Annotated in this window: 9 protein-coding genes; all 9 read right to left on the bottom strand. The window is 46.7% G+C overall.

Annotated elements, in window-relative coordinates; all coding sequences use genetic code 11:
• Positions 1-14: 14 nt before the first annotated feature.
• Positions 15-656, bottom strand: coding sequence for a porin family protein (locus C9991_RS04850; RefSeq protein ID WP_106811440.1), 642 nt, complete (start codon positions 654-656; stop codon positions 15-17).
• 31 nt (positions 657-687) lie between these two features.
• The gene (gene porN / locus C9991_RS04845) at positions 688-1740 is read right to left on the bottom strand and encodes a type IX secretion system ring subunit PorN/GldN (RefSeq protein WP_106811439.1); all 1053 of its coding nucleotides are present in this window, start codon (positions 1738-1740) and stop codon (positions 688-690) included.
• A 27-nt stretch (positions 1741-1767) separates the two neighbouring features.
• Positions 1768-3312: a type IX secretion system motor protein PorM/GldM gene (gene porM, locus C9991_RS04840; RefSeq protein ID WP_106811438.1), complete on the bottom strand. Its 1545-nt coding sequence runs from the start codon at positions 3310-3312 to the stop codon at positions 1768-1770.
• Positions 3313-4143 carry a type IX secretion system motor protein PorL/GldL gene (porL, locus tag C9991_RS04835; RefSeq protein WP_106811437.1) on the bottom strand — a complete coding sequence of 277 codons (831 nt, stop codon included), beginning with the start codon at positions 4141-4143 and terminating at the stop codon, positions 3313-3315.
• Positions 4144-4162: 19 nt separating this feature from the next.
• The gene (gene porK / locus C9991_RS04830; protein ID WP_106811436.1) at positions 4163-5623 is read right to left on the bottom strand and encodes a T9SS ring complex lipoprotein PorK/GldK; all 1461 of its coding nucleotides are present in this window, start codon (positions 5621-5623) and stop codon (positions 4163-4165) included.
• 11 nt (positions 5624-5634) lie between these two features.
• A complete protein-coding gene (locus C9991_RS04825; RefSeq protein ID WP_255414782.1) occupies positions 5635-6546 on the bottom strand; it encodes a PorP/SprF family type IX secretion system membrane protein in 912 nt (303 codons plus the stop codon).
• A gap of 397 nt (positions 6547-6943) precedes the next feature.
• Entirely contained in the window at positions 6944-8992 is a 2049-nt protein-coding gene (locus C9991_RS04820) for an alpha-amylase family glycosyl hydrolase (RefSeq protein ID WP_198643748.1), read from the bottom strand.
• Between the two features lie 43 nt (positions 8993-9035).
• A complete protein-coding gene (locus C9991_RS04815; protein ID WP_106811434.1) occupies positions 9036-10994 on the bottom strand; it encodes an alpha-amylase family glycosyl hydrolase in 1959 nt (652 codons plus the stop codon).
• A 179-nt stretch (positions 10995-11173) separates the two neighbouring features.
• Entirely contained in the window at positions 11174-13096 is a 1923-nt protein-coding gene (gene pulA / locus C9991_RS04810; protein ID WP_106811433.1) for a type I pullulanase, read from the bottom strand.
• Positions 13097-13115 lie beyond the last annotated feature (19 nt).

The following is a 13115-nucleotide window of genomic DNA, read 5'->3' as shown; positions in this document are numbered from 1 at the left end:
AGCTTTTGATTTGTTTAGAAATAGTAAGCCAAACCTATCTGCCAAGCATTGGCACGGCCTCTCTTCTTTGCTGCACTTTGTGCTAGCTCGCCAAGAGCACTCGATACGGTTGTCTCACCAGTCTTGCCACAAGCAATGTTGTAGTTGGCTGAGATCTGAAGATGGCTAAGCAACATTGCACCCAAACCTACATTAACGCTAAATGTAGATGACTTAAGGCGCCACTCACCCATGTCCTTGAAGAGCGACTGGTTCTTATCGCCTACGTTGAAGCCGAACTGCGGACCAGCAAAGAGGTAAACACTGGCTGTACTGCCAAGTCCAACACCATAGCGAAGGTTGATTGGAATATTGATGGACTGATTCTTAATCTTACTCTCAACCGATGCGCCGTTATCCTCAACAGTAATCTTTGCGTCACGCTGGTCGTACAGAGCAGACGCGTCGATACCAAGGCCTACGATTGGGAGTGTAAACTTAACAGTAGGACCTATAAAGAAACCTGTCTGGTTGTCGGCATCGAACACCTCTGAGTTAAGACTCATGTTGGTTACGTTAAGACCGCCCTTCAAACCAAACTTAACCTGTGCTTGTGCACTGCTTGTTGAGAACAGCATTGTCGCAGCAACAATAGCTGCAGTAAAAATTTTTCTCATACCTTTTTAGTTTTTATATTAATAATCCAACTTAATGACGTTGACGACGAACCGTTACACGTGCCGAACCTGATGGCGATGAAGACGAGCCGCCCTGAGGACGCGATTTTCTAACCTTTGTTGTAGATGTCTTCGATTTAGAGCCACCAGCACGACGATTCTTCTTAGCCAATGCCTTTGCAGCCTTCTTGTCCATACGTGCTATACTGTCAAGCGAGTCCTTGGGTTCGGGTTTACCCCAAACATTCTGCTCAAAGTCTACGAGCTGCTTCTCAATACGCTTTTGCTCCTTTGCCATAGCCGAGTCGTTTGGACAATATTGTGCAAGGGTCTTGCCAAGCATATTTGTAGTCTTATAAATCTTACCCTTGTACATATTCTTCGTAAAGAAGTCGTCCATTGACATCACAGCAGCGTTGTTGAGATTAGACGTCATGATTGTCTGCTTGGTAAGGAACGGTGCAAGGTCGTTGTATTTAATCCAAAACAGAGGATAGGATGTACCACCATCACCAAAGTCATCATCGCGTTTGAGTATCGGACAGAGAGCCAACACCTTTGTGTGGAATGCTGCATTGCGGTCGTCAAAATAAGCCGACTCCTTTACATAATAAGCAGTAACCTCACGTGATGGTATGTCGCTGTCGTCAATACGTATACCGCGGTCGGTACGCTCGTAAAATATATGATAATTGTCGAGGAACGACTTAAGATTTATCTTCGATGCTTCATCAAATACTTCGCTGCCATCAAGTCGATACTCGTAGGCAGGAATGGCACGTCGCAACACCAACTTAAAGATATAGGTGAAGAGGTTCATCTGCGAACCAACAGGCTCCACAGGATAGTAGAGACCAGCATTGGCATCATCTGTCAGACTTATCTCACGGTACAGGTCGCGACGCCATGTTACATCCTCGTCCATTGCTTTCTGTGTTGGAAAAGATATCTGCGCACGCACACTCAGCCCCTGATCCTTTTGCTGTTGCTGCTGTGCCTGCTCACGACGACGCGCAGCCGGCTGTGCCGTAGCCACGTCAGCGCAAAGAAATGCGGCAAGCAGTATTGTCAGTATTTTTTTCATTTGTCTTCCTATTTATATATTGTAAATCTACTTCACTATCACTTCCATCGAGCCATTGAGCTTGCGTGTTATGCCATCAGGACCTACAGCCGTAATGCGCGATATATAGAAGCGCTTGCCTCTTGACAACTTACGGAATGTGTCACGCTGACGCTCTGAGAAGTTGTCACCTGCCGAAGCCATTGGCACAGCGTTACCCATATTGTCGAAGAATACGGTCTCGAAGCTAACCACCTTAAACTGTATATCAAGTATACCGTCATCAATAGCAGCCTTTATACCATGTGCACCCATAAGCGATGCTTTTGCCAAGCCACCACCACGGAAGCGGTCGGTACCTACTGTTATATAAGCAGCAGGATCAGGCAACTTGCGCACATGGAACGTAAACTTACCCATTTGTCGCGATTTGCCGTTATCGTTGCTTGCAACGTTTATGGTTACGTCGCTGCCAACAGTAGACGGACGAGCTATATACTTGCCCATACCTATACTGCGGAACGAGCCTCCTGACATAGAAGCCTGTACTGCATTGAGCGGAACACCTGGTATACTTACACTGATAGGATTGTCGTATCCAGCGTACAGCACATTCATAAGATCGGCAGATACTGTGGCACTTGGTGCCACTACAGTATACTTCTGAGTGAAGTCACGGCGTATAACGTTGCCCGCACCATCGCGCATTGTTATGTATCCGCCAAACTGATGCTCGCCCACAGTTCCTGCTGTAAATCGGTACAATCCATTGTTAATGCGCTGTCCGCCAACGTATATCTCGGGCTGCTGGGTTGTGTCTACAGCTGCCATTACAATCTGCGCAGAGAACTGGTCGCCACTAATCACAGTACGCGATTCGGGTATTACGAAAGCCGAAAGCTTGTTTACACGTATGTCCTTCATGTCTATATTGGACACTAATGTATGCAACACCTCGCCCTCGGCATAACGCACATCGCTCTGCAACTTGGACAGAAGCGTCACGGCACCTGCCACCGGCATATCCTCAAACATATACTCCTCCCAGTTCTTGCCCATAGTATGGGCATTCTTAGGAAGTTTTGTTGTTAAGTTGCTTTCGATAATGCTACGCTGATGAGGGTCGCTCACCATAGCAAGAATACGGTTACGGAAGGAGTTGATGGCTTTGAAAAGCTTGTGTCCCTGCCCCGTGCCTGGTGCCAGCATTACGTGACTTGCCGCCTCAAGATTGTCCTTGTTCTTTATGTTAAGCACGTTTCCGTCCTTACCGTCAGCCTCAAGCACAATCTTAAGTTTAAGCTCTTGCGCATAGTTGTATAACGAGTCGCTCATGCGCTTAACAGCCGTAGCCTTGTCAAACCACTCCTTCACCTTTGCCGGATTAGCCTTCATCTGCTCGGCAAAGTTGTCGTACAGAACCTCGTTCTCTTTCGACGAGTTGGCTGTAGTACGGTTCAGGCTCTCCTCGACAATAGAAAATCCGTTGAGCACCTCAGACGAGATGTTCAGCGCAAGCATCGCCATAAGCACCACATACATGAGGTTTATCATCTTTTGGCGAGGAGAAACCGGTCTTTTCTTTATTGCCATTTACTCTTTCACTTTCAAGTTCATGTTAACAGTCATAGCCTCTATCATGCGTGCATAGATGCTATTGAGCTGTTCTATCTGCTGAGCCATCTTGCGACTCTGGTCGTTAATCTGGTCTATAGTACCAATCTGCTGGCTTGCACCCTTAAGCTGCATCTCGTACACCTTACATATTCCGGTAAGCGTGCGGTTGAGGTTTTCCATCTCCTCGCTGTCGCGTGTAAGACGTACGCTCTGCTCTGACACCTTCTGCAAGGTCTCGGTCAGATTCTTCAGTTGCTCAAGATAAGCAGCCTGGGCATCTGCAAGCTGTGCAGCTGTTTCCTGACCTGCTGCCATCTGAGCTGCTGCCTGTACCGAAACTGTTGCTCCAGTATCAATAGCCGTTATGCCTTGCTGTGCATTTGCAGCATCGGTCGATTGTGATACTCCGCCACCATTGCTTGCGGCACCACCTATTATTATAGTACCACCAACAGCCACACCACCTTGAGTTGTGGCGCCATTGTGTCTAGCGTTATACTCGGCTTCAGCCTCAGCTTCCTCGTGGTCTATCTCTTCCTCATCGATATGGGTAGGCAGATCTCTACCATCCTGAGTCTTATCAAATGGACGGTCGAATGCCGACAGGAAGAACACCAACACCTCAGTACCCATTCCGGCAAACAGCATGATGTTAGCACCTGGAAGGTGGGTAAGTTTGAAGAGTGTACCGAGAATCACGACCGAAGCACCCCAGCTATAAGCGTAGTTGAGGAATGTCTGTCCAGGAACGCTATCCATCCACTTCTGCAGATGATAGACTATGTTGAACTTACTATAAACTGTCATAGTTGGTTTTGCTTATTATTTATTTTTTGTTCTTTCTTGCCTTTACCTTCTCGCTCGATGTGCTTGCAAGACTGCGCACACAGCGGAATCCGATATAACAACGCGGCTGGTTTTGATACTCCCATGTGCGCCATGCCGAACGTATAAACGACTCAGGGTCCTTCCACGAACCTCCACGCACGCTCTTCTTCTTCAATCTATAAGGGTCCTCAAGTGCCGCATTGTACTGCAAAGTAGGGTTGAGATCGTTCATAGCCTCAACTCCAGCTTCTGTGTATACAGTGCTTGTCCACTCTGCCACATTGCCTGCCATGTCAAACAGGCCATTACTGTTGGCCCCATATATACCTACCTTTGACGTTATTAGGTTGCCATCCTTGGTATAGTTGCCTCTCGCAGGCTTGAAGTTGGCAAAGAAACATCCTTCCCCACTCTTTACACTTGGGTTTTCCCATGGAAATTCGGCTCCCGACTTTCCTCTTGCAGCATATTCCCATTCGGCTTCCGTTGGCAGACGGTAGCGTTGCACGTATCGTGCCTCTGGGCCAAGTCCCTTCAACAGATAGTCGGTACGCCATGCGCAGAAGGCATTAGCCTGTTCCCATGTCACACCAACCACTGGATAATCGTTGTAGGCAGGGTTTGAGAAGTAGTTGCGCAGGTAAGTCTCGTTCTCGGCATTTTGGAAGTCGTTTACCCAGCATGTCGTGTCAGGATAGATATTCACAATGTAAGTGTTGAGGAAATCCCACGGACCACTCAGCTGTCGGTTTATGGTCTCGCGCACCACACGACCCTCATCGTCCACATAAGCAGTATCCTTTGAAATCATAACCACCTCATCAGGATTAACCTTGATGTCGGTATTAAGATTGCGTTCCTCTGGGTTCAGTCGGTTGCGGCGCAAGGCAGCTGCCTTATAGTCGTACACCTCATAGCGATAGTTCATCTGACGGTAGTCGAGCATCTTCTCGCCTGTAATAGGGTTGCGTGTGTACACACTTTCGATAGCTCGCAACTCGTCCTCATTGGGCTTGCGCGGTAGAGGCTTCTTCCAGTTGATTTGAGGAGTGATAGGGTCGCCATTCTTGTCTTCTGTTATCATATATGTCTCATCGCCTCCATACTTAGGGTCGGCGAGTCGAGTGCGTACTATACTGTCGCGCACCCATGTAACAAACTGCTTATACTTAGAATTGGTCACCTCGGTTTCGTCCATCCAAAATCCGTCTACTGACACATCCTTAACTGGCGTCTGTTTACCCCAAAGCGAGTCTTGCTTGTCTATACCCATGTGCAGATAGCCACGGTTAACCCTCACCATACCGTATGGTGTAGGCTCCACAAACGAGCGTCCGCCCACGCCTACCACCTCGCCGCCACGACTTGCCGACGAAGCCATCTTTCCGCCGAAGCATCCGGTAAGCAGCATTGCCACCATCATAAGGCTTAGAGATAATATGCATTTACTTGTTTTCATCTATATTTATGTTATAATGTTCTTACACTCTTGTGAAGGTTACGGCCCTTCTTGGTCAGATTGAGATCCATCTGATAACCTATAAATAGCTCATGGCTGCCGTTGCCTGGATTTATTGCCGACGTGTACATTTCGTACGAATAGCCCATAATCACGCCATGAACGTTGCCGCCGATAAGTACCGTTACCGAGTTGGTTGGCGAGCAGCCTACACCGAGATACATCATCTTCTTGTCGTTGGTGTAGACAAGGCGTCCGGTTATGTCGCCTCTCCATGCCACTCCATCTGTCCTCACGAGGAAGGATGGCTTGATTGTGAGGTATGGGTTGCGCAGACGTATGTCGTAGCCACCGGTAAGATAATATGTAGCATCCACCTTCAGCTCGTTGGTCTCGCCCAACTTGATAAGCGGCGAGTTGAGATGCTGTGCCGACAGTCCTACATATAGCGGACCGCGTGTGTAATACAGTCCGGCACCAAGGTCTATTGAGTTGCCGTCGAGTTTGGAAGACGAGAAAGCCGGGTCGCTTGAGTCTTCGAGGTCGACCTTTGTTCCATCAAAGCTTTCGCTCAACAATCCGGCACTAACACCCGTTGACAAAGTTCCGCCAAATAGCTTGACCTTAAAAGCATATTGCAACGCAAGGCGCTGATGGGTAAATAGTCCCAACTTGTCATTCATCAATTGTATACCCGCTCCATGATACGACTTGAGAAAATAGAACGGCAAATCCGCTCCGACATACATTGTCTGCGGATTGCGCTTGAACCCAGCAAGATCCATGGCATAGGCAGCTGCCACATTGAGCTTAGACTGCTTGCCCACAGCGGCAGCGTTGTACGAAGGTTCCAAGTCGAAGTAATGGCTAAAAGACACGTCGTACTGCGCATGGCTCCACACAGAGACAAGCGTAAGCATCATTGTCAATATTATTCTTAAGCGTTTAAACACGTTAGTATAACGCAGCTTTTATATTATTATTGTAGAAAATAAATTGTTTTTTTGGGATAAGACTCGATTCTAAGCAATGTTATCTACCTCCATAATTTTACGAATATGCTATCGTTGGCTTATGATAACGTTATCGATGGTCGAAGAATACATATTCATTTTTCATCATAGTTAGTTAGTATTTTTCCATCGTGAAGAATGCTTTGTGTGTCGTATAAGTACAACATTAAGATTTTACAAATTAAAGCACAAAAGGTTTGACGGATGAATGTCGATTTATTGTTCTCGATATTCATCCGTCAAACCTTTTATAAGACCCGAAGGTCATTAGCCACAAGAGTTTTTTTTGTGTTTAAGCAATGCTATATTACTTAACAACAACCTTCTTACCATTAACAATGTATATGCCTTTGCCCAGTCCATTCAAGGCATCGGCTGTAGACTTATGTTCGCAGAAACGGCGCAGCGTGCGACCGTCAAGCGACACTACTGTTGTAGGACGAAGGTTGGTATTATTTACAGTTATGCCAGCAATGGCGGTGTTATAATCCTTTGTCACATCCTTAACAAGATAGTGTCCCTCACTGTCCTTATCTGCAAGAACCTCAAAATAAGACGTACTGGTAATGCCTGACACATCAACAGTCTGCACCTTATCCTTCTGTGCGAACACAAAGCTTACACAGTCATTAGCCGAGTTGATGCTGTACAAATGACTATACCATTTCTTACCATTAACCTCGGTTGTTGTAGTATGATTGTCGCCAGGCCACTTGCCCGAAGCCGCTCCATGTGTACCATCGCCACCCCATGTCCAGAAGTAACAATTGTTCCAACCTACTTTGTCTGTATTGACATATACAGTCATCTGATATGGCGAGAACTTGCGAATTTCGTATGTACGTGTCACAACACCCGACACTCTGCCACCAGCAAGCACACCTACCTTAAGAGTGATGTTACCAGAAGGCAATATCACCTTATCGCCATTAGCCACCTGTGCGCTTGAAACCGTAGGTTCCGAACCGTCAAGTGTGTATACTACACGTGCATCTGATGCGGCAGAAATGGCACGCAACGTAACCTCAGGCTCATTGTAATAGACGCCCGATGGCAGCGATGGCCATGCTGTTTCCTGCTTTGTATCGAGAAAGTAGCGCCAATGATAGCCCTCGGCTGCTAACGCATATCCAGCTGGAGCTGTATACTTGTTGGCTTTAGAACCTACAGCCACGCACAACTCACCATCTGTACCAGTAGACGAGAAAACGTAAAGACCTGTCTCTGCCTTTATCTTCGACATCTTGCTCTCGTTATGAATTCCTGCACGGTTGCGCAATAGAATCATATTCTTTAGGTCGGCCTTATGGTCAATCCAGTGTTTATAGAAAACACAAGGAGTGCCCGATGCCGCAAGCAGATAACCGTAGGCAGCAAGCGTATCCTTACGTATAGGGTCTTGTGCACTATCCGAACGTTTCTCTGTGTCGTGGTTCTCGATGAAGGTCACAGCATAACGCTTGTATGTATCATTGGTTGCCAATCCTCCATTTGCCAGTTTAGCCCAATTGCCATTGTTGGCTGCATCGCGAATGGTATAGCGTATAGCAAAGTCGAACGTGGCCGACTGTATCTTGCCGTCAACCTTAGTACCATTGAGCCAGTTCATAAGCACCGACTTGTTGCCGTCCCAATACTCGCCTACCGAATATTCTGGCTTGGCATCAGTATTGTATATACCAGTAAACTTTGCCGAATAGCCTTTTGTCATATCATAACGGAAACCAGCATAGCCAAAGTCGTTGAGCAACATATGCAGATAATCCTTCACACAACTCTGCACATTGGCAGAATTGTGGTCGAGATCGCGCATACCACTCCAGTCTTCGCCCGAATCATTGTTCTGACTAAGACTTACCCCCTGCTTTTGGGCTTGAGTAGCAGCCTTGCCACTATCATCGTTAGCACACACATCGGTAGAATACATCTGATAGGTCTTGCCGTTGTAAGTCTCTACGGGAAAGTCGAACCAATTCTTCAGCGTACCACGGTGGTTTATAACCACGTCGGCTATTGTACCTATGCCTTTCTGCTTGAATGTGCCTATCATAGAGCGAAGCTGAGCCTCTGTACCGAACGATGAGTTATAATTACTGAACCAATAGAGGGGATTATAGCCCATTGACTTGCCTCCACAATAGGCACTTTGCGGTATCCATACCAACTTGAAGTATGGAGCCAACTCATCGGCCTGATTTTCGAGCTTTGTCCACTGCGAATCCTCAAAACTATCCCAATAGAACCCCTGCAACATAACACCTTTATACTGCGAAGGCCATCCCTGGGCAGATGCGGCGAGAGGCAATAATGCCATTCCGCATACAGCACTTACAATTGTTTTCTTTATAATGCTCATAATTGTATTGACAACTTATAATTCTATTCTCATTATCTCATACCTACATACTCAACACCATTACACCTCTTGGCTGTAACTTAACGTCTTTAGTGAGGTCTATCTTGTGACCAGTAAGTATGTTGGTAGCTTCCTTTCTATCGCCTATAATCTCGGCATAACGTTCAACAGGCATAGTGGCAGCCTTAGATGTGCCATTGATTACGGTCATAACAGCCTTGTCGCCAAGTGTACGTGCCACAACATATACGCCCTTGACTGGGATAAACTGGGTTTGCTTGCCCTTTGTTATAACATCGTTGCCCTGACGCCAATGCAACAAACGACTGGTCCAGCGGTACATATCCTGCTCTGCCTTTGTGCGCTCAGCCTTGTTGAAAGCATTGCGGGTATCACCGGGGAAGCCACCAGGGAAATCGCGACGTACATTACCATCTGTTACCTGCTTTGTACCGTTCATCATTATCTCAGTACCATAGTAGAGCTGTGGTATGCGGTTTACGGTAAGGAGCAAGGCGAGTGCCTGCTTGAGAGCGAGCGAGTCCTGACCCTCACCAAGGAAGCGGTCGGTATCGTGGTTCTCTATAAACGCCATTACGTACGATGGATCTACATACAAATAGTCGTAGCATAGCGAGTTGTATATGCGGTTGAATCCATTCCACCAGTCGTCTGTCTCCTCACGCTTAGCTTGATTGAGCTTGTCGAAGAAGGAGAAGTCCATGACAGTCTTGAGGTTGGAGTTTATCTCAGCAAGTGGCGAATCCTTCTGCCATGCTGCTGTATAGGCAGGCTCTGTTACCCAAGTCTCGCCTACTGTATTAAAGTTAGGATACTCATCGTTGAGTACTTCCATCCAGCGTGCCATACCCTTGCGGTCGGCATATGGATAGGTGTCCATACGTATGCCGTCGATACCCACTGTCTCAATCCACCACTCCGAGTTCTGTATGAGATAAGTCATAAGATGCTGGTTGCGCTGGTTAAGGTCGGGCATTGTAGGTACAAACCATCCATCCACAGTCTCGTGCATATCCACCTTGGATGCATATGGGTCGAGCACTGGTGTGAGCTTATAGCTTGTCTGCAGATACTTGTCGTTGGTCATTTGGTCGCCATCCATTGTCTTTGTCTTAACGGCATTCTTCTGATTCTCGGGATAAAGCCATTCGGGGGTGTTAAGCCAATCCTTCGACGGCATATCCTTAACCCAAGGATGCTCAAAGCCACAATGGTTGAAAATCATATCCATCACTACCTTTAGTCCCTTCTTGTGAGCCTCATCAACAAGTTTACGATAATCGGCATTTGAGCCAAAGCGTGGGTCTACACGATAATAGTCGGTTGTAGCATAACCATGATAGGTACTCTGCTTGCCGTGATCGGGCGAGTTGTTCTCCAATACTGGTGTAAACCAAAGGGCTGTAACTCCAAGGTCTACAAAGTAGTCAAGATGCTGGCGTATACCCTCAAGGTCGCCTCCATGTCGCAATGATGGCTCATTGCGATTTACGGTATATGCGTTCAGCCCCTTTACATTGAGGTTTTTACCACTCGAAGCAAAACGGTCGGGCATAAGCATGTAAAGAACGTCGGCATTGGTAAATCCCTTACGGTCCTCACCACTCATGTCGCGTGTCTTCAACTCGTACTTGACGTTGGTCTTGCCCTTAGCTGCACGGAATTGCAAATTCATCGTTCCTGGCTGGGCATCCTTTACGTTCATATATACTAATAGGTAGTTAGGACTGTCAAGGCGTACAAGCGAGTCAATACGCACACCTGGATAATCGGTCGACACCTCTGCCGAGCGTATATCCTTGCCATACACCATGAGCTGCACCTGCGGATTCTTCATGCCAACAAACCAGTTAGCAGGTTCGATGCGATCTATTTTATTGGCTGCATTCATAGAAAGAGTTGTAAGAAATAAGGAGAAGAGAAGTCCTACTCCCTTACCCCTCCTACTTAAGGAGGAAAGCTGTATGTTCTTGATATTCATATAAAAGTAATTGAGAGATTGATTAAATATGGATATTAATTAATTTATAATATAGCATACTAACAATTATATCATTTAAGTATAAATGTAGTACAACTAATAATTCCACCCTATAGAGCATTTCGCTTTCCCCTCTCCTACGGGGAGGGAAAGTCGATTTGCTGCATGGGAGAGTTTGCTTAATCGTGCACAATCAGTGCAGACTGCGGTGCCACTGTTAGTGTCTTGCCACTTAACAACCCTATACCGTTGGCATCTACCTTGCCATTGGCTACTACCATAGTGTATGTATTCTCAGGAACATCTACAGTCTGTGGAGTCTTCTGCGAGTTAAGCACTACGATAATGTTCTTCCATGAGTCGCCTCCAGCATTGTTCTTAAGCTGATAGGCCACCACTCCTTCAGGAGCCTCAAGGAAACAAAGGTTCTTTCTCACCTCATCGGCAGAGCCCATACGGAATGCTGGGTGCTGCTTGCGTAGAGATATAAGACCAGCATAATAGTCGAACACTTGCGGATAACGCTTTAGGTTGTTCCAGTCGAGACGATTGATAGAGTCTGGAGAGCGGTATGAGTTGTGCACACCCTTTTTATCGCGAAGCATCTCTTCGCCAGAAAGAATGAACGGAACACCTTGCGATGTGAGCACGGCTGTCTGTGCAAGTAGGTCGAGACGTATCAGTTCGTCGTCGCCTATATACGGTATGCTTGAACGCAGACGGTCGGTAAGACACATGTCGTCGTGGCAACTGACATAGGCTACCATTTGCGACGGCTCGTTGGTCCAAGGCACCTTAGAGTAGTTCACCTTTGTCATGTCTATCTGCGGATGACTTATAGCTCCAGCAATACCAAACTTTATGCTCTCCTCCTGACCAGGAACACCAGCAAGGAATTCGCCCTTAGTATCATCAGAGAAAGGTCCACGCAAAGCGTCACGCATATCATCGCTAAAGGCTCCAATGCCATTAAGCTCGCATGTATTGGCCTTCGTTGCAAGCTTGTCTTGCGGATAGGCGCATGAGCCGGCGCTCCAACCCTCACCATATATATATATGGTAGGATCGATTTGGGCAACCACATCATGTATCTCGTTCATTGTCTCTATATCGTGAACGCCCATAAGATCGAAACGGAAACCATCGATATGGTATTCGTTAACCCAATAAGCCACACTCTCCTTCATAAACTCGCGCATCAACTCTTTATCAGATGCAGTCTCGTTGCCACAACCTGAGCCGTCGCTATACTTGCCTTCGGCATTCTTGCGGAAGAAATAGTCGGGATAAGTCTTTTGGAAGTTTGAGCCATTTATGTCGAATGTATGGTTGTACACAACATCCAATATTACACGAATGCCAGCTTTATGCAATGCCTGTACCATCTGCTTAAACTCGCGTATGCGTGCCTTAGGGTCGGCAGCATTAGTAGAATATGATCCTTCTGGAACATTGTAGTTGAGAGGATCGTAGCCCCAGTTGTATTGTGCCACATCAGGCTTCGACTCGTCTATTGAAGCAAAGTCGAACGAGGGCAGAATATGCACGGCATTAACACCAAGTCGACGCAGATGACTGATTGCAGCCGGTTCGGTAAGGGCAAGGAATTTACCTTTGTTCTTTATGCCCGACGACATATCCATAGAGAAATCGCGATGATGCATCTCATAGATAATAAGGTCGCAAGGGTTCTTCAGTTCTGGACGCACATCATCAGCCCAACCATCAGGGTCGGTGTCTTTTAGGTCAACAATGACTCCACGCTTACCATTAACACCTACAGCTTTGGCAAATACACCTGGAGTATGGTCGGGTTGAGCTTGATTATATACGCTGAATACATAATACTTACCCTTGAGATCGTTCTTAACCGTAAGTTTCCACTTGCCAGCACCCACACGCTTCATCGATTTTACAAGTTGCTGTGCGGTGTCGCTGTCATTATCAGAGATTACAACATCCACCTTCTTTACATCGGGCGATGTTGTAAGCGAGAAGGTTGTTGACTTGGGCGAATAAACCACTTCATTAAAGGTTTGCGCCAAGGCACTATTACCTGTACAAGTAGTAAGAAGGGATAGAAGGAGTGTACGAAATTTCATAAATTACAAAAAAGCCTCA

This window comes from Prevotella merdae (genome assembly GCF_900290275.1).
GTDB classification, from domain to species: domain Bacteria; phylum Bacteroidota; class Bacteroidia; order Bacteroidales; family Bacteroidaceae; genus Prevotella; species Prevotella merdae.
Note: the sequence above shows the minus strand (reverse complement) of the source record. Positions and strands in the feature narration are given on the sequence as shown.